Source organism: Nonomuraea sp. NPDC001636 (genome assembly GCF_040298265.1).
Taxonomy (GTDB): Bacteria; Actinomycetota; Actinomycetes; order Streptosporangiales; family Streptosporangiaceae; genus Nonomuraea.
The window spans coordinates 184,106-200,398 of sequence record NZ_JBEOZT010000007.1 but is presented as its reverse complement, the minus strand read 5'-3'; the positions used below and the strand labels follow the sequence as shown (position 1 = coordinate 200,398).

The window sequence follows — 16,293 nt, the reverse complement described above, 5'->3', positions numbered from 1 at the left end:
CCGCAGCAGCCGAAGTCCACCCCAGGTCGGCACGCCGGGCCGGGCCGAGGTCAGCGTGACAGCCGCCCCTCACCACCTCCCCTTCGCCCTTCGCCCTTCGCCCTTCGCCCTTCGCCCTTCGCCCTTCGCCCTTCGCCCTTCGCCCTTCGCCGGTGGATCTTCGCCGTCGTTTGCTCGGTCGGGCACGGCTACGCTTTGGCCTGCGGCCACCACGTGATCTTTGGCTGTCAGCACACCGCTCGATGATCGCGGTGGCCGCATGCGTCTCCGCCCTTGCCCACCGGAACACCGTTGCAGGAGGACGCCAAGTGCGCTGGCTCGACGTGCGCCGACACAGCTTGACCAAGAAGGGCGCGGCACGTGGCCGTGGGTCACACCTGTCGGCTGACGGGATAGCCCTCGCCCGCTTCGTCGGCTCCGGAGTCGGCCCCTACGAGCGTGTGGTCACCAGTTCGTCTCCTCGGGCCGTCGAGACCGCTGTTGCGATGGGTTTCGCCGTCAACGACACCATGGAGATGCCGTCAGGTTATGTGCCGGGAGAGATCGCTCGGCACGCGCAATGGGGCTGGGCCGAGCCCTACCGGCGGCTCGCGGAGATCATCCGGGAGGGCCGGGAGGCGGCGACCGTGGCCGAGACCCACCGAGCGATCTGGGTGGACACGGTCCGCGACGTCGCGGACGGCTGCTCGGCGCTCCTGGTCGGGCATGGAGGGGCGATCGAGCTGGCGTTGGCGGCGTGCTTTCCGGACGCTTCACACGACTCCTGGGGGACGCCGTTCGCGCACTGCGACGGTGCGCGCCTCGGCTTCACCGACGGCCGGTTCGTGAGCATCGAGTTCCACCGGGCGCCGCAGAGCCCCATCCGGGCGAGTTGAAGATCGCCGGCTGCGGCAGGCGTACCGGCCCGACACGACTGGGTTCTTCTTCTCGCGCTCGGGCTTCTCGTGCTCGGGAGCCGAACGGCTCCGGCTGAAGCGTGGGACGAGGACGTCCTCGTTCGCCCGGATGGCTGGCTGCCGGAGGGGGCGAGGTGGTCAGCATTGGGTGTTCGGCCGCGGCAGGGTCAGGTCGGTGAAGTAGCGGTTCATCAGGTCGCGGGCGCAGGGGTTGAAGCCGTAGAGGGTGTGACCCGGGCCGTCGTGGCGGATGGTGACGCTGCCGGGGACGTCGGCCAGGGCACGTTCGACCGCGTCCGACTCGCCCCAGGCGCCTGCTCCCAGGACGGGAGGCACGCCCTTCGGGAGGGGAGCGGGTGGGTTGGTGACCGGGACGGGCCAGCCGATGCAGGTGAGGGTCGCCGAGGCCAGCGTGTTGGCGGTGCCGGTGAGAGGGGCGATCTTGCGGAGGCGGGCGTCGGTGCCGGCCAGTTCCTTGAGGGTCGTAGGGCGCGGCCAGTCGAGGCATTCGGTGACGGGGGTGGTCTGGTCGGGGTAGCGGGCCCCACGGGCTGGGACGAAGTCGGAGGCGTCGCCCTGGCCGGCCGCCTTGCGGATCGCGCGGGCCAGGGCGGGCCAGCCGGGGGCTCCTTGGCGGGCCATGAAGACGGCGAGGGACTGCAGGTCGCGGGCGTCGTAGGCCATGTTGGCCGTCGTGGTGGGGATGGGCTTGCGGCGGGCTCGTTCGGTCAGCTTGTGCCAGAGGCCGGGTATGTCTTGGCAGTCGTGGGTGGCGCACCAGGTGAAGAAGCGCCGCATGGACTGCTCGTTGGACTTCGCCATCTCCTCCAGTTCGCGCGACCAGTCGGCGGGGCTGTGGTTCCAGGTGCCGTCGAGGACCATCGTGCGGATCTGGTCGGGGAAGAGGCGGGCGTAGTCCTGGCCGTAGAAGCCCGCGTAGGAGGCGCCGTAGTAGTTGAGCTTCGCTCCGCCCAGGGCCTTTCTGATCGCCTCCATGTCTCTGGCCTGGTCGGCCGAGCTCATGTTGGCGAACAGTTGGGGGTCTTGGTGGCGGCATGCCTCGGCGAAGCCACGGTTGGTGTCGGACAGGCGGCCGAAGCCGGCGTCGTCACGCGGGGCTTCCGGGATGGGGATGCGGGTCCAGACGCACGCGAGGCCGGTGCTCAGGCCGCCGAACTGCTCGCCGTAGCCGCGGGTGTCCCAGGTGACGATGTCCATGCGCTCGCGTAGCCGGGCCCACCAGTCGGGGACGCCTGCGGTGGTGGCGATGCCGGGGCCTCCTGGGCCGCCGTAGGCGACCAGGACCGACCCTTCGGAGGTGCCGGTCGCTTTCAGCCTGCCCAGCTTCAGTGTGATCTTGCGGTCGTCGGGCTTGCGCCAGTCGACCGGGACCTGGAGGTCGGCGCACTCCATACCGATCTTGTCCTTGGGACAGGGCTGCCAGGTCAGTGATCCGGCGGTCATGGCGGATCGGGTGGCCGAGGAGGGACGGGCTGTGCTCTCGCTGCCGGGTCGGGTCTCGGCGCTTGAGGTGGCGGTGGCCATGGCGGGTTGGCCGGTGATCGCCAGCAGGGCGGCCACGATCGTGGCGAGGGGTTTCAGCATGCGGTCATGATTGCGGCGCGGGGGTCGGGAGCGCGTCGGACCAGGGTCTGATCTTGGAGCGGCGAAGTCCTACCACGGGTTGTCAGACCGTGGTCTGGCCGGCGCCACGCATGCTCTGTGGTCTGGCCGGTGCCACGCGCGCTCTGTGGTCTGGCCGGTGCCACGCGCGATCCGTAGTCCAGCCGGTGTCCCGCACGATCTGGAGCCCGTTTTACTGGTCGTGCAGGCTGTCTCGTCACCTGTCCGCCGAGGAGCCTGTCCGGTCGGGACGCTCGGTGAGGGGCGGGTCGGGTCTGTTTGGCGGGGCTTCCGACTGGTCGCTCGGCAGGGGCGTGGGGCGTTCGAATGGCCCGGCAGCGTCGCGGGCTCGGCGGGTACGGTTGCGCTAGCCTGCCGGGATGCGGCGGATTCTGGTGGCGGGCATCAGCGGGGCGGGTAAGTCGACGCTCGCGCGCGCACTGAGCAACCGGCTTGCCGTGCCCTGTCACGAGATGGACGGCCTGTACTTCGCCGGGCCGGGTTGGGCCGTGGACGAGGCGTTCCCGGTGCGGGTCGCCGAGATCGCCGGGACCCCGGCGTGGATCTTCGACTCCTTCGGCTACCCGGAGGTGCGCGACCTGCTGTGGGAACGCGCCGACACCGTCGTCTGGCTGGACTATCCGCGCCGGGTCGTCATGCCGCGGGTCCTGCGGCGTTCGCTGCGCAGGACGGTTCTGCGCGAACCCGTCTTCAACGGCAATCGGGAGACGGTCGCCGGATGGTTCCAGAGTGATCATCCGGCGTGGTGGGCCTGGTCGCAGCACGCGGCACGGCAGGCGGAGATCCGGCGGCGCACCCGTGATCCGCGTTTCGCCCCCTTGCGCGTGCTCCGCTTCACCAGCCCGTACTCGGCGGCGGTCTGGCTGCGGTCGGTCGCGCCGGCCTGACGGCGGACCGCCCCCTCACAGGCGTCCGTCGCCTCGGGGCCGTCTGCTGCACACACGTGGGGTGGGCGGACCGGGATCGCAGGATTCTGGACGTTCAGGGTGTTCGGCCTCAAGGTGGACGGAGGCGGCGCGGGAGAGTCGGGGCATGGTTGAGATGTCGTCCGCGCAAGGCGGCTCGCAGGAGCGCTCCCCCACCGGCCGGGTGCTCATGGCCGTGGCACGTCGCTGGCCCACGGGGCTGGGCGTGGCTTTCATGGCCTTCAACGTCCTGGGGCTGGAGGACGGGCGGGACGCGGCCCTCGTGGTGTTCCTCGCCGCGCTCGTCTACCTCGCCACGGCGGTGACCGGCAGGCCGGGGGCGGCCTGGCCGTTGTTCGGGGCGTCCGTGGTGGCGGTGGCGGTGCTGCGGCTGCTCGCGCTGGAGCCATGGCCGGGGCTGGTCGGGGGTGCGGTGTGCGTCGCCGTCGTCGGCCTGGCGGACGGGCTGGTGAGGAGGCCGACGCTCGTCGCGGCGCAGGTTCCGGCGATGCTGGCCTTCGGGGCGGTGTCGGTGGTCGCGCTGTCCCTGTCGCCTGCGGTCGGGGGCTACCTGGTCGCCGCGGCCCTGGTGGGGCATGCTGCTCTGGACGTGGTCCTCTGGCGCAGGAACAAGGTGGTGGCCCGGTCGATGGCCGAGTTATGCGCCGCACTCGACCTGACGCTCGGGGTGGTGATCGTGGTGCTGACGGTCTCGGCCTAGATGGCGGCGTCGGCCGGCGTCGAGGGCCGCAGGGAAAACCCAGCACTACCGGTGGGATTACCTACATCCCGGGCTGAGAATTCCGACCTCGTGACCCGCGACAGCCACCTCGCACCGGGGCGGCGGCACGAGAAGAGGAACTCGACCATGCCCAAATATCTGATCCAGTCCACGTACACCACGGAGGGTCTCCGCGGGGTGCTGCGGGACGGTGGCACCGGACGCCGACAGGCGGTGGATCGCCTGGTGGAAAGCCTGGGCGGGCGGGTCGAGCAGATGTACTTCGCGTTCGGCGAGACGGACACGTTCGTGGTCGTCGACCTGCCGAGCAATGCGGCGTCGGCGGCGTTGGGGTTGGCGGTGTCGGCGTCCGGGGCGGTGCGGACGACAACGGTCGCCCTGCTGACGGCGGAGGAGGTCGACGAAGCCACGCGGATGGACGTGGCTTACCGGGCTCCGGGCGCGTGACAGCCAGGCGCAGATGCAGGCGCAGGCGCATGTCTCGGCTCGCGGGATGTCGGCGAAGGCAGCCGTTGGACACAGCGGTGAGGAGCGTTGGCAGCTGCATGGTGCGCGGCGAGCGCCATTGCGGTGGCGCCTGCATGGTGCGCGGCGAGCGCCATTGCGGTGGCGCCTGCATGGTGCGCGGCGAGCGCCATTGCGGTGGCTCGCACGGCTGACCCCGGAAGGTCAGGCGCGCTTGTCCTCCAACGCTGAGACGCGGTCGGCGATCTTCCTCAGCTTCGCCTCGAACACGGCCCGCGGGTCGTCGACGACGGAGGTGAGGGCCACCATCGCCGTCACGATCACGTCGCACAACTCGTCGGCGAGATCCTGGCGGGTGTGGGAGGCGGGTTTGCGCGGGTTCTTGCCGAGTTCCCCGATGCGGGCCTCGACCGCCTCGCCGAACTCCTCGCCGATCTTCATCACGCGCATCGTGAGTTCGTGCGGGTCCCGGCCGTTGTTACGGTCCAGCCACGCCACCAGCTCGCCGATCGTGGACCACAGGTCTGTCGAGGTGGGATCAGGCATCGGGCTCCTCCTCCATGCCGGCCTCTGAGAGGGCGCGGCACCGGCGCGTACACCAAGCAAGGTTGCCATCGTCCGCGTTGCCTCTGACGGACGCGTGGCAGGCGACAGCTCGCGCTCCTCGCCGGGTGCCCGGCGTCCGGTGGGCCCGAGGGGCGTCGCCCTCGGGCCCACCGGGTGACGTTCGCCGGTGTGGGGAGCGTGCCGCTAGACGTGGGCCAGCAGCACGGCGGGGTTCTCCACGCAGTCGGCGACGAAGCGCAGGAAGCCGCCCGCGGCGCCGCCGTCGCAGACGCGGTGGTCGAAGGTGAGGGACAGCTGAGTGATCTTGCGGGGCACCACCGCGCCGTCGTGCACCCAGGGGCGGTCGATGACGCGGCCCACCCCCAGGAGCGCCGCCTCCGGGTGGTTGATGATGGGGGTGGAGCCGTCCACGCCGAAGACGCCGTAGTTGTTGAGGGTGAACGTGCCTCCCGTCAGCGCGGACGGGGGCAGGCCGCCCGAGCGGGCCAGCGTGGTCAGGCGGGTCAGTTCGGCGGCCAGGCCGGCGGTGGTCATGAGGTGCGCGTCGCGGACCACCGGCACGACGAGGCCGCGTTCGGTCTGGGCGGCGAAGCCCAGGTTGATGTGGCCGTGGCGGACGATCTCGGCCCGGTCGGTGTCGACCGAGGAGTTCAGCTCGGGGAAGCGGAGCAGGCCGGCCACGCAGGCTCGGGCCAGGAGTGCCAGCAGGCCGATGCCCAGGTCCGGGCTGGTCCGCCGGAGGGTGTCGCGGATGGCGAGCAGGTCGGTGGCGTCCGCGTCCACCCAGGTGGTGGCGTCGGGGATCTCGGTGCGGCTGCGGGTCAGCTTGTCGGCGACCGTACGGCGCAGGCCGCGCAGGGGGATGCGCTCGGCAACCGGGGCCGCCGCCTCGTCGGCGGACGGGACCGCGCCGGAGTCGGCGCCGGGGTTGGCGATGGCCTGTTCGACGTCGCGGCGGAGGATGACGCCGTGCGGTCCTGTTGGGAGGACGGCGGCGAGGTCCACGCCGTGCTCGCGCGCCATCCGGCGCACCAGCGGCGAGATCACCCGAGGCGCGCGCTCCGGCCCGCCGTGGGACGGAGGAGCAACCGCCTCCGGAGCGGGTGCCGGTGCAGGTCCCGCGCCCGCAGCGGGGGCCGGGGTGGAGGGGGTCGGCTTGGGGGGACGGGGGCGGCGGCGGCTCCTGTGGGGGGCGCCGGTGGTGCCGTAGCCGATCAGGACGTTGCCCGACCCGGCGCGTTCCTCCTCCCGGTACCGCGCCGCCGCCGGGTCCTCCTGCGCGCCCCCGACCTCGATGAGCGGCTCGCCCACCGCCACGACCGCGCCCGCCTCGGCGTTCAGCCGCAGGACGGTCCCCGCGTACGGCACGGGCACCTCCACCGCCGCCTTCGCGGTCTCCACCTCCACCACTATCTGGTCGATCTCCACCGTGTCCCCCACGGCCACCTTCCACTCGACGATCTCGGCCTCGGTCAGGCCCTCGCCGAGGTCCGGCAGCCGGAACACCTGCCGCGCGGCGGTCGCCGTCATGACGCCTCCCGGGTGAGGTGCAGCAGGTCGGGCTGGTCGTCGAACTGGAGCCGGTCCACGGCGTCGAGGACGCGGTCGACGTCCGGGAGGTGGGAGTGTTCGAGTATGGGCGGCGGGTACGGGATGTCGAACCCGGTGACGCGCAGCACCGGCGCGGCCAGCGAGTGGAAGCACCGCTCCTGCACGCGGGCGGCGATCTCCGCCCCCACCCCGGCGAACCCCTGGGCCTCCTGGATCACCACGCAGCGCCCGGTCCTGCGCACGGAGGCCACCACGGTCTCGTCGTCGAACGGGACGATCGTCCGCAGGTCGACCACCTCCAGCGAGCGCCCGTCGCGGGCGGCGGCCTCGGCGGCCTGGAGCGCCACGGGCACGCTGGGCCCGTAGGCGACGAGCGTCGCGTCGCGGCCCTCGCGGCGGACGGCGGCCCGGCCGAACCCGGCGGCGTGGCGGTCCGCGACGGAGGTCTCCTCCTTGGACCAGTACAGCCGCTTGGGCTCCATGAAGATCACCGGGTCGGGGTCGGCGACGGCGTCGCGCAGCAGCCAGTAGGCGTCGTCGGCGGTCGCGGGCGTGACGACCTTGAGCCCCGGCGTGTGGGCGTAGTACGCCTCGCTGGAGTCGCAGTGGTGCTCGACGCCGCCGATGCCGCCCGCGTACGGGATCCGGATCACGATCGGCAGCGACAGCCGCCCGCGGGTGCGGTTGCGCAGCTTGGCCACGTGCGAGGCGATCTGCTCGAAGGCGGGGTAGGCGAAGGCGTCGAACTGCATCTCGATCACCGGGCGGAAGCCGCCCATGGCCAGGCCCACGGCCAGGCCCACGATGCCCGCCTCGGCCAGCGGCGTGTCGAAGCAGCGCTCCTCGCCGAACTCCTTGGTGAGCCCGTCGGTGACGCGGAAGACGCCGCCGAGCGGGCCGACGTCCTCGCCGAAGACGAGGACGCGCTCGTCCTCGCGCAGGGCGTCCCGCAGGGCGGCGTTCAGCGCCTGGGCCATGGTCATCGTCGCGGTCATGTCAGTCCTCCCGCGCGGTCAGCTCGGACGCCAGCAGGGCCCGCTGCTCGTGCAGCTGGGGCGTCGGCTCGGCGAAGACGTGGTCGAACAGCTCGAAGGGGTCGGCCTCGGGGTCGGCGTTCATCGCGTCGCGCAGGCGGGCGGCGTACTCCTCGGCGGCCTTGTGCGCGGCGGCGACGTCCTCGGCGCCGAGCAGGCCGCGCCCGCGCAGGTAGGTCTCCAGCCGGGCCAGCGGGTCGGCCGACTCCCACTGCTCGACCTCCTGGCTCTCGCGGTAGCGGGTGGGGTCGTCGGCGTTGGTGTGCGGGTCCATGCGGTAGGTGTGCGCCTCGACGAGGAACGGGCCGCCGCCGGTCCTGGCGTGCGTCACGGCGGCGGTCAGGACCGACAGCACGGCGACGAGGTCGTTGCCGTCCACCTGCTCGGAGGGGATGCCGTAGCCGATGCCCTTGTAGGCCAGCGCCGGGGCCGCGCTCTGCTTGGCCAGCGGCACGGAGATGGCGTACTTGTTGTTCTGGACGAGGAACACGACGGGGGCGCGCAGCACCGCGGCGTAGTTGAGCGCCTCGTGGAAGTCGCCCTCGCTGGTGCCGCCGTCGCCGATGAAGGCCATGACGACGCCGTCCTCGCCCTTGCGGCGCATGGCCTCGGCCATGCCGACGGCGTGGATCGTCTGGGTGGCCAGCGGCGTGCACTGGGGGGCGACGCGCGTGGCGGCGGGGTCGTAACCGCAGTGCCAGCCGCCGCGCAGCAGCGTGAGCACCTCGACCGGGTCGAGGCCGCGGGAGACGAGCGCGACCGAGTCGCGGTAGGTGGGGAACAGCCAGTCGTCCTCGCGCAGCGCGAGCACGCCGGCGATCTGGCAGGCCTCCTGGCCGCGGCTGGAGGGGTAGACGGCCAGCCGGCCCTGCTTGGTCAGCGCGGTCGCCTGGCGGTCGAAGCGGCGGCCCAGGACCATCCGCCGGTACGCCTCCACCAGGTGCTCCCCGGCGGGCTCGGCGTACCCGGCGGGCGGCTCGACGGCGGTGCCGTCCTCGGCGACGAAGCGCACCGGCTCTGGTGAGGGCAGCAGGCCGTCGACCGTCTGGGGACTCCTCCTCACGGACATGGCGACGCTCACTTTCTCTGGACGTTTGTGAGGGAAAGCGTCCGCGTTCGGGGCCATCCGTTCAAGACATCGGGCATGATGAGCGACAAACGGCTTTATATGGGACCAATGGAGGGCCAATTGTCAGCCAACGAGGGCGTCGAGGGCGGCTGGCCGGGACGTTCGGCAGCAAACCTGGACGGAGTGGACCGGGCGATCATCGCCGAGTTGCTGCGCGACGGCCGGATGTCGATGCGCACCCTGGCCGAACGCGTGCACGTCTCACGCGCCAACGTCTACGCCCGGCTCACCCGGCTGATGGACGACGGCGTGATCACCGGCTTCACCGCCGAGCTGGCGCCGCACCGGGCGGGCCTGGGCACCAGCGCGTACGTGTCGGTGACGATCGAGCAGAACTCCTGGCGGCAGGTCACGGCACGGCTGCGCGAGACGCCGTACGTGGAGCACTTCGCCATGGTCGGCGGCGACTACGACGTCCTGGTGCTGGTCAGGACGCCGGACAACGCCGCGCTGCGGCACGTCGTGCTGGAACGCATCCAGGACATCCCCGGGGTGCGGGCCACCCGTACCTGGCTGGTGTTCGAGGAGGCCCGCGGGCGGGGCGCGGAGTGGGGGGCTCACGAGAGCTGAGCCCCCGAAGCCCTCGTTCAGCGCCCTCCGAAGGTCGGCCTGCGCTTGGCGAGGAACGCCTCCACCGCGCCCGTGTGGTCGGCGGTCAGGCCGAGGCGGGCCTGCGCGCGGGCCTCCTCGGCGAGCACCGCCCCGAGGCCCTGCTCCCACCCGTGCGCGATGAGCCGCTTGGACTCGGCGTAGGCCGCGGTCGGCCCGGCCGCCAGCCGGGCGGCCAGCTCGCGTCCCGCCATGCACACCTCGGCCCCGGGCACCACCCGTCCCGACACGCCCCACGCGACCGCCTGCGCGGCCCCGAACGGCTCGCCGAGCAGCACCAGCTCCTTGGCCCTGGCCTCGCCGACCGCCCGCGTCAGGGTCGCGGAGAGGCCGGAGTCGCAGGTGAGCCCGATCCCCGTGAACGCCGTGGCCAGCTTGGCGTCCTCGGCCAGGACGCGCAGGTCGCAGGCGAGCGCGAAGGCCAGCCCGGCGCCGACGCAGGCGCCGTTGACGGCGGCGACGACCGGCTTGGGCATCGTGGCCAGGAGCCGGACGACCGGCGCGTAGTCCGCCTCGACGGTGTCGAAGGCGTGGCCGGGGTCGGCGCGCAGGGCCTCGGCGTGCTCGGCGAGGTCCTGGCCGACGCAGAACGCGCGGCCCGCGCCGGTCAGCAGCACGGCCCTGACCGAGTCGTCGGCGGCGACCTGCTCCAGCGCCCGGCGCAGGGCCTGCTTGAGGCCGTCGTTCAGCGCGTTGCGGTGGTCGGGACGGTTGAGCGTCACGACGGCCACGGCGCCGTCGCGTTCGAGCAGGACCGGGGTGTCGTCCACGTCAGCCCTCCGGCCAGGTCTTGGCCACGAGGGTCAGCACGTCGTACGTGGCGACCGGGACGCCGTCCTGGTTGGTCACGGTGGCGTCCCAGCGCACCTCGCCGTAGTCGGCGCCGCTGCGCGGCGTGATCTGCTTGACGGTCAGCGCGACGGCGATGGCGTCGCCGGCCTTGACCGGGGTGAGGAAGCGCAGCCCGTCGACGCCGAAGTTGGCCAGCACCGGGCCGGGCGCCGGGTCCACGAACAGCCCGGCGGCCAGGGACACCACCAGGTAGCCGTGCGCGACGATGCCGCCGAACAGCGGGTTGCGGGCGGCGGCCTCGGGGTCGGTGTGGGCGTAGAAGGTGTCGCCGGTGAACTCGGCGAAGTGCTCGATGTCGGCGAGCGAGACCGTGCGCGGCGCGGAGGCGATCGTGTCGCCCACCCGCAGCTCGGCCAGCGACTTGCGGAAGGGGTGGACACCCGACTCGGCGCGGGCCGAGCCGGTCGTCCAGCGGCCGGTGATCGCGGTGAGCTGGTCCGGCGAGCCCTGGACGGCGGTGCGCTGCATGTGGTGCAGGACGCCGCGCACGCCGCCCAGCTCCTCGCCGCCGCCGGCCCGCCCGGGGCCGCCGTGGACGAGGACCGGCAGCGGCGAGCCGTGCCCGGTGGACTCCTTGGCGTCGTCGCGGTCGAGGACCAGGACCCGGCCGTGCCAGGGCGCGAGCCCGAGCACGACGGACCGCGCGACCTGCGGGTCGTGGGTGGCGACGGAGGCGACCAGGCTGCCCTTGCCGCGCGCGGCCAGGGCCACCGCCTCCTCGACGCCGTCGTAGGCGAGCACGGTCGCGACCGGCCCGAACGGCTCCACGTCGTGCGGCTCGGCGGCGCCGGGGCGGGCGCGCAGCAGCAGCGGGGTCATGAACGCGCCGCGCTCGGGGTCGCCCTCCAGCAGGGACGCGCCGCGCGGGTCGCCGTGGACGATCTCCGCGCCGGCCAGCAGCGCCTCGACCGCCTTGCGCACCTCCTCGCGCTGGCCCAGGCTGGCCAGCGGGCCCATGCGCACGCCGGGGTTGCGCGGGTCGCCGACGGTGATCGAGGACAGGCGCGCGGCCAGCGCCTCGGTCACCTGGCCGGCCAGGTTCTGCGGCACGAGCACGCGGCGGATGGCCGTGCACTTCTGGCCCGCCTTGACCGTCATCTCGGTGACGACGCCCTTGACGAACAGGTCGAACTCCGGATCGTCCGGGCGCACGTCGGGGCCGAGGATCGAGCAGTTGAGCGAGTCGGCCTCGACGCCGAGGACGACGCCGCCGTCGAGCACGTTCGGGTGGCGGCGCAGGATGCCGGCGGTGTGGGCCGAGCCGGTGAAGGCGACGGAGTCCTGGACGGTCAGCTCGTCGAGCAGCCCGGCGGGGCTGCCGGCCAGGAGCTGGAGCGTCCCCTCCGGCAGGATGCCGGACTCGATGATCTGCCGGACGGCCAGCTCGGTGAGGTAGGCGGTCTGGGCGGCGGGCTTGACGATCGAGGGGAGCCCGGCGAGGAAGGCCGGGGCCAGCTTCTCCAGCATGCCCCAGACGGGGAAGTTGAAGGCGTTGATCTGCACGGCGACGCCCGGCCGCGAGGTGTAGAGGTGCTGGCCGGCGAAGGTGCCGCCCTTGCCCAGGCGTTCCAGGCCGCCGTCGAGGAAGACGGTGTCGTTGGGCAGCTCGCGCACGCCCTTGCTGGCGTAGCTGAACAGGGTGCCGATGCCGCCGTCGACGTCGACCATGGTGTCGCGGGAGGTGGCGCCGGTGCGCGTGGACAGGGCGTACAGCGCGTCCTTGCGCTCGATCAGGTGCTTGGCCAGCGCCTTGAGCAGGGCGGCCCGCTCGTGGAAGGTCAGGGCGCGCAGCGCCGGGCCGCCGGTGTCCCTGGCGTGCCTGACCATGGCGGCGACGTCCAGCCCCCGGCTGGAGATCCGCGCGACCTCCTCGCCCGTCGCGGCGTCGAGCAAGGGTTCCCCGTCGTCCGACGCGCGGAACCATCGTCCGGCGGCGTAGCTCTCCAGCAGCGCGCTCACGCTGTCTCCTCTCTTGCGCGGAAGCCCCGACTCATGCAACCGTATTACTGACCGAGCGATAAGTAAATAAGACCGATGTCTCGGAGGGACGATGACCACCACGCCGGCGGAGCCGGACCTGGAGGAGCGGCTGCAGTCCGCCTTCGACGCGACCATCGCGGGTCACGACCGGATCGAGCCCCGCGACTGGATGCCGGAGGCGTACCGCAGGACGCTCGTCCGCCAGATCGCCCAGCACGCGCACTCCGAGATCATCGGCATGCAGCCGGAGGGCGAGTGGATCGGGCGTGCGCCGTCGCTGCGCCGCAAGGCGATCCTGCTGGCCAAGGTGCAGGACGAAGCCGGGCACGGCCTCTATTTGTACTCCGCGTGCGAGACGTTGGGCGTCTCCCGCGCCGAGCTGACCGAACTCCTTCTGGCCGGGAAGCAGAAATACTCCTCGATCTTCAACTACCCGACGCTGTCCTACGCCGACGTCGGCACCATCGGCTGGCTCGTGGACGGCGCCGCGATCTGCAACCAGGTGCCGCTGTGCCGCACCTCCTACGGCCCGTACGGGCGCGCGATGATCCGCATCTGCAAGGAGGAGTCCTTCCACCAGCGGCAGGGCTACGAGCTGCTGATGACGATGATGCGCGGCACGCAGGCCCAGCGGGAGATGGTCCAGGACTCGGTCAACCGGTTCTGGTGGCCCTCCCTCATGATGTTCGGCCCGCCCGACGACCGCTCCCCCAACAGCGAACGCTCGATGGCCTGGGGCATCAAGCGCAACTCCAACGACGAGCTGCGCCAGAAGTTCGTCGACATGACGGTCCCGCAGGCCAAGGCGCTCGGCGTCACGCTGCCCGACCCCGACCTGCGCTGGAACGAGGAGCGCGGGCACCACGACTTCGGGCAGCCGGACTGGTCGGAGCTGGCCGCGGTCATCCGCGGCGACGGGCCGTGCAACGCCCAGCGGATGCGCCACCGCCGCGCCGCCCACGAGGACGGCGCCTGGGTGCGCGAGGCCGCGTCGGCGTTCGCGAGCCGCACGGCGGCCGGGGCGAGCGCCCGATGAGCGCCGACCGGCGGGAATGGCCGCTGTACGAGGTGTTCGTCCGGGTCAAGCGCGGGCTCAACCACGTGCACGTCGGGTCGCTGCACGCCCCCGACGACGCGATGGCCCTGCGGCACGCCCGCGACGTCTACACCCGGCGCAACGAGGGCGTGAGCATCTGGGTCGTGCGCTCCGACGCCATCACGGCCTCCAGCCCGGACGAGAAGGACCCGCTGTTCGCGCCGAGCGGCGACAAGGTCTACCGGCACCCGACGTTCTACGACATCCCGGGCGACGTCCCGCACATGTGAGAGGGGGTCCAGCGTGAGCGATGACCACGAGAGCATCTTCGACGGCCTGACCGGCGGGGACTCCGCGCAGTGGGCGTTCGGCACGGACTTCGAGGACCCGCTGGCGGGCGTGGACACCACCGTGCCCGACGGGGTCGGCTCCGCCGAGCTGGCCGCGTACTGCCTCATGCTCGGCGACGACGCGCTGGTCATGTCGCAGCGGCTCACGGAGTGGTGCAGCCGCGCCCCCGACCTGGAGGAGGACATCGCGCTCGCCAACGTGGCGCTCGACCTGCTCGGGCAGGCGCGCCTGCTGCTGGCGCGGGCGGCCGCGGCCGACCCCGGCGTGGTGCCCGCGCTGCCCGAGGGCTCGCCGGTGCCCCCGGAGGACGCGCTGGCGTTCTTCCGCGACGCCGGGCAGTTCAGGAACGTGTGGCTGGCCGAGGTCGAGAACGGCGACTTCGCGCACGTCGTCGTGCGCCTGCTGCTGTTCTCGACGGCCCGGCTGGCGCTGCTGGAGCGGCTGTCGGCGAGCGCGGACACGGTGCTGGCCGCCGTCGCCGCCAAGGGCGTCAAGGAGGTCGCCTACCACCGGGACTGGGCGGGCCGCTGGTTCCTCACCCTGGCCCAGGGCACCGAGGAGTCGCGCCGCCGGCTCGACGCCGCGCTCGGCGAGCTGTGGCCGCTGCTGGCCGAGCTGGTCACCCCGCATCCCGTCGAGCTCGCGCTCGCCCGTTCGGGCGTCGCCGTGGCGGCCGCCGCGCTGCGCGCCGACGTGGACGCCGTGCTCGGCCAGGTGTTCACGGTGAGCGGCGTCCCCCGCCCGGCCTCCGAAGACAGGCCGGACGAAGACAGGCCGGGCGGCGGCCGGGACGGCGTCCACACCCCGGCCCTGGCCGACCTGCTGGCCGACATGCAGTCGGTCGCCCGCGCCCACCCGGCAGGCCGCTGGTGACCGCCGAGCACGCCGGCCCCGCCTCCGGGGAGGCCCGCGAGCGCGCCGCCCGGGTCGCGGAGCGGGTGCGGGACCCGGAGATGCCGATGCTCACCCTGGCCGACCTCGGCGTGCTGCGCGACGTCGAGCTGCGGCCCGGCCCGGACGGCGAGGTCGTGGTCGCCTCGATCACCCCGACGTACACCGGCTGCCCGGCCATGGCGACCATGCGCGACGACCTCGTCCACGGGCTGCGGGCGGCGGGTTTCCCGCGGGTCGAGGTACGGGTCGTGCTCGACCCGCCGTGGTCGAGCGACTGGATCTCCGAGCGCGGCCGGGCCGCCCTGCGGGCCGCCGGGCTGTCGGCGCCCGGACCGGCCCGCCGGACGTCCGGGCCGGTGCCGCTGACGCTCGGCCCGGCCAGGACCGCCCCGGCCTGCCCGCGCTGCGGCTCCCGGGCCACCCGGCTGACCTCCGAGTTCGGCGCCACCGCCTGCAAGGCCCTCTACGCCTGCGCCGACTGCCTGGAACCGTTCGAGCATGTCAAGGAGATATGAGATGACCACGCTCGCGCCCGCGCCGGCCCGGGCGCACGCCGCCTTCCACGAGCTGACCGTGGCGGCGGTCGACCACCTGTGCGAGGACGCCGCCGCGATCACCTTCGCCGTGCCCGGCGAGCTGCGCGAGGCGTACGCCTTCCGCGCGGGCCAGTCGCTCACCCTGCGCCGCTTCGTGGACGGGCGGGAGGAGCGGCGGTCGTACTCGATCTGCGCCCCGGCCGGGGACGCGCCGCGCATCGGCGTCCGGGAGATCCCGGACGGGCTCTTCTCCTCCTGGCTCGTCCGCGAGGTGCGGCCGGGCACGCGGATCGAGGTGCAGACCCCCACCGGCTCCTGGCAGGCCGACCCAGGCGCGGGCGAGCGGCACCTGTGCGTGGCGGCCGGGTCGGGCATCACCCCGATGATGTCGGTCGCCTCGACGGTGCTCACCCATCCCGGCGCGCGGGTGTCGCTGCTGTACGGCAACCGCAGCAGCCGCACCGTGATGTTCGCCGAGGAGCTCGGCGACCTGAAGAACCGGTACGGCCCCCGCTTCCAGCTCGTCCACGTGCTCTCCCGGGAGCCGCGCGACGTCGAGCTGTTCTCCGGCCGGCTGGACGGCGACCGGCTGCGGCGGCTGTTCACCGAGCTGGTGCCGATCGAGACGTTCGACCACGTCTGGCTGTGCGGGCCGCTCGCCATGGTGGAGGACGCCCGCCGGGTGCTCGCCGAGCTCGGCGTCGCGGCGGCGAAGGTGCACGTCGAGCTCTTCTACGTCGACGCTCCCCCGCCTCAGCCAAGACGGCCCGAGGGCGTGCCGGCCGGCGCGACGACCGTGCTGACGACGGTGCTCGACGGAAGGCGCACGACCGCCACCGTCTCGCGCGAGTCCACCCTGCTCGACGGCGCCCAGCAGACCCGCTCGGACCTGCCGTTCGCCTGCCGGGGCGGGGTCTGCGGCACCTGCCGGGCGGTGGTCCGCGAGGGCGCGGCGGACATGCGCCGCAACTACGCGCTCGAACCGGCCGAGGTGGACGCCGGTTTCGTGCTCACCTGCCAGACGTTCCCGGCCGGCGACCGTGTCACCGTGGACTACGACGCCTGACCCCGACGCAGAGGAGTTATCCGTGACGAAAGCCCG

General features: G+C 72.9%; 17 protein-coding genes. 10 read left to right on the top strand and 7 right to left on the bottom strand.

Translation table 11 applies throughout. The annotated features are described in order from the left end of the window. Positions 1–308: 308 nt before the first annotated feature. On the top strand, positions 309–875 hold the full coding sequence (locus ABT158_RS16705) for a histidine phosphatase family protein (protein WP_352354037.1): 567 nt from the start codon (positions 309–311) through the stop codon (positions 873–875). 159 nt (positions 876–1,034) lie between these two features. Here the strand turns inward: ABT158_RS16705 and ABT158_RS16700 are convergent, their stop codons facing one another. Next, positions 1,035–2,501, bottom strand: coding sequence for an alpha/beta fold hydrolase (locus ABT158_RS16700; protein WP_352354035.1), 1,467 nt, complete (start codon positions 2,499–2,501; stop codon positions 1,035–1,037). Between the two features lie 398 nt (positions 2,502–2,899). Between ABT158_RS16700 and ABT158_RS16695 the strand changes: the two genes are divergently transcribed. The 3 genes from ABT158_RS16695 to ABT158_RS16685 all read left to right on the top strand — a co-directional run bounded on the left by ABT158_RS16695 (position 2,900) and on the right by ABT158_RS16685 (position 4,634). Next, the gene (locus tag ABT158_RS16695) at positions 2,900–3,427 is read left to right on the top strand and encodes a P-loop NTPase family protein (protein WP_352354033.1); all 528 of its coding nucleotides are present in this window, start codon (positions 2,900–2,902) and stop codon (positions 3,425–3,427) included. A 145-nt stretch (positions 3,428–3,572) separates the two neighbouring features. Further along, positions 3,573–4,166 (top strand): hypothetical protein, encoded by a 594-nt coding sequence (locus ABT158_RS16690; RefSeq protein WP_352354031.1) that lies wholly within the window; start codon positions 3,573–3,575, stop codon positions 4,164–4,166. 147 nt (positions 4,167–4,313) lie between these two features. Beyond that, the gene (locus ABT158_RS16685) at positions 4,314–4,634 is read left to right on the top strand and encodes a GYD domain-containing protein (RefSeq protein ID WP_352354029.1); all 321 of its coding nucleotides are present in this window, start codon (positions 4,314–4,316) and stop codon (positions 4,632–4,634) included. 222 nt (positions 4,635–4,856) lie between these two features. On the opposite strand, the gene ABT158_RS16680 is transcribed toward ABT158_RS16685, so the two are convergent. The 4 genes from ABT158_RS16680 to pdhA all read right to left on the bottom strand — a co-directional run bounded on the left by ABT158_RS16680 (position 4,857) and on the right by pdhA (position 8,867). Then, the gene (locus tag ABT158_RS16680) at positions 4,857–5,198 is read right to left on the bottom strand and encodes a MazG-like family protein (RefSeq protein ID WP_352354027.1); all 342 of its coding nucleotides are present in this window, start codon (positions 5,196–5,198) and stop codon (positions 4,857–4,859) included. A gap of 204 nt (positions 5,199–5,402) precedes the next feature. After that, the gene (locus ABT158_RS16675) at positions 5,403–6,749 is read right to left on the bottom strand and encodes a dihydrolipoamide acetyltransferase family protein (RefSeq protein WP_352354025.1); all 1,347 of its coding nucleotides are present in this window, start codon (positions 6,747–6,749) and stop codon (positions 5,403–5,405) included. Next, a complete protein-coding gene (locus ABT158_RS16670) occupies positions 6,746–7,765 on the bottom strand; it encodes an alpha-ketoacid dehydrogenase subunit beta (RefSeq protein WP_352354023.1) in 1,020 nt (339 codons plus the stop codon). Before ABT158_RS16670 ends, ABT158_RS16675 begins: the two co-directional genes overlap by 4 nt. A gap of 1 nt (position 7,766) precedes the next feature. Further along, entirely contained in the window at positions 7,767–8,867 is a 1,101-nt protein-coding gene (pdhA, locus tag ABT158_RS16665) for a pyruvate dehydrogenase (acetyl-transferring) E1 component subunit alpha (protein ID WP_352354021.1), read from the bottom strand. Between the two features lie 126 nt (positions 8,868–8,993). Between pdhA and ABT158_RS16660 the strand changes: the two genes are divergently transcribed. Continuing rightward, positions 8,994–9,503 carry an Lrp/AsnC family transcriptional regulator gene (locus tag ABT158_RS16660; RefSeq protein WP_352354020.1) on the top strand — a complete coding sequence of 170 codons (510 nt, stop codon included), beginning with the start codon at positions 8,994–8,996 and terminating at the stop codon, positions 9,501–9,503. A 17-nt stretch (positions 9,504–9,520) separates the two neighbouring features. Here ABT158_RS16660 and ABT158_RS16655 read toward each other — a convergent pair whose 3' ends face one another. Together ABT158_RS16655 and paaZ are read right to left on the bottom strand one after the other, a co-directional pair. Then, a complete protein-coding gene (locus ABT158_RS16655; protein WP_352354019.1) occupies positions 9,521–10,312 on the bottom strand; it encodes an enoyl-CoA hydratase/isomerase family protein in 792 nt (263 codons plus the stop codon). A 1-nt stretch (position 10,313) separates the two neighbouring features. Next, positions 10,314–12,353 (bottom strand): phenylacetic acid degradation bifunctional protein PaaZ, encoded by a 2,040-nt coding sequence (gene paaZ, locus ABT158_RS16650; protein ID WP_352354017.1) that lies wholly within the window; start codon positions 12,351–12,353, stop codon positions 10,314–10,316. Between the two features lie 91 nt (positions 12,354–12,444). On the opposite strand from paaZ, the gene paaA reads away from it, so the two are divergent. Genes paaA through paaE form a run of 5 tightly spaced genes read left to right on the top strand, consistent with a single transcriptional unit; the run spans position 12,445 to position 16,257 of the window. Beyond that, positions 12,445–13,410, top strand: a complete 966-nt coding sequence (gene paaA / locus ABT158_RS16645; RefSeq protein ID WP_352354015.1) for a 1,2-phenylacetyl-CoA epoxidase subunit PaaA — start codon at positions 12,445–12,447, stop codon at positions 13,408–13,410. Then, on the top strand, positions 13,407–13,700 hold the full coding sequence (paaB, locus tag ABT158_RS16640; RefSeq protein WP_352324188.1) for a 1,2-phenylacetyl-CoA epoxidase subunit PaaB: 294 nt from the start codon (positions 13,407–13,409) through the stop codon (positions 13,698–13,700). The genes paaA and paaB overlap by 4 nt, the downstream gene beginning before the upstream one ends. Before the next feature lie 13 nt (positions 13,701–13,713). Further along, positions 13,714–14,634 carry a 1,2-phenylacetyl-CoA epoxidase subunit PaaC gene (paaC, locus tag ABT158_RS16635; protein ID WP_352354013.1) on the top strand — a complete coding sequence of 307 codons (921 nt, stop codon included), beginning with the start codon at positions 13,714–13,716 and terminating at the stop codon, positions 14,632–14,634. Beyond that, entirely contained in the window at positions 14,628–15,170 is a 543-nt protein-coding gene (gene paaD / locus ABT158_RS16630) for a 1,2-phenylacetyl-CoA epoxidase subunit PaaD (protein WP_502911540.1), read from the top strand. The genes paaC and paaD overlap by 7 nt, the downstream gene beginning before the upstream one ends. Position 15,171: 1 nt before the next feature. After that, on the top strand, positions 15,172–16,257 hold the full coding sequence (paaE, locus tag ABT158_RS16625; RefSeq protein WP_352354009.1) for a 1,2-phenylacetyl-CoA epoxidase subunit PaaE: 1,086 nt from the start codon (positions 15,172–15,174) through the stop codon (positions 16,255–16,257). Positions 16,258–16,293: the final 36 nt, after the last annotated feature.

Coding starts and splice junctions, on each gene's coding strand:
- ABT158_RS16675 (WP_352354025.1), bottom strand. CDS start 6,749: ATGACGGCGACCGCCGCGCGGCAGGTGTTCCGGCTGCCGGACCTCGGC.
- paaA (WP_352354015.1), top strand. CDS start 12,445: ATGACCACCACGCCGGCGGAGCCGGACCTGGAGGAGCGGCTGCAGTCC.
- paaB (WP_352324188.1), top strand. CDS start 13,407: ATGAGCGCCGACCGGCGGGAATGGCCGCTGTACGAGGTGTTCGTCCGG.
- ABT158_RS16690 (WP_352354031.1), top strand. CDS start 3,573: ATGGTTGAGATGTCGTCCGCGCAAGGCGGCTCGCAGGAGCGCTCCCCC.
- ABT158_RS16670 (WP_352354023.1), bottom strand. CDS start 7,765: ATGACCGCGACGATGACCATGGCCCAGGCGCTGAACGCCGCCCTGCGG.
- ABT158_RS16680 (WP_352354027.1), bottom strand. CDS start 5,198: ATGCCTGATCCCACCTCGACAGACCTGTGGTCCACGATCGGCGAGCTG.
- ABT158_RS16685 (WP_352354029.1), top strand. CDS start 4,314: ATGCCCAAATATCTGATCCAGTCCACGTACACCACGGAGGGTCTCCGC.
- ABT158_RS16695 (WP_352354033.1), top strand. CDS start 2,900: ATGCGGCGGATTCTGGTGGCGGGCATCAGCGGGGCGGGTAAGTCGACG.
- paaE (WP_352354009.1), top strand. CDS start 15,172: ATGACCACGCTCGCGCCCGCGCCGGCCCGGGCGCACGCCGCCTTCCAC.
- ABT158_RS16700 (WP_352354035.1), bottom strand. CDS start 2,501: ATGCTGAAACCCCTCGCCACGATCGTGGCCGCCCTGCTGGCGATCACC.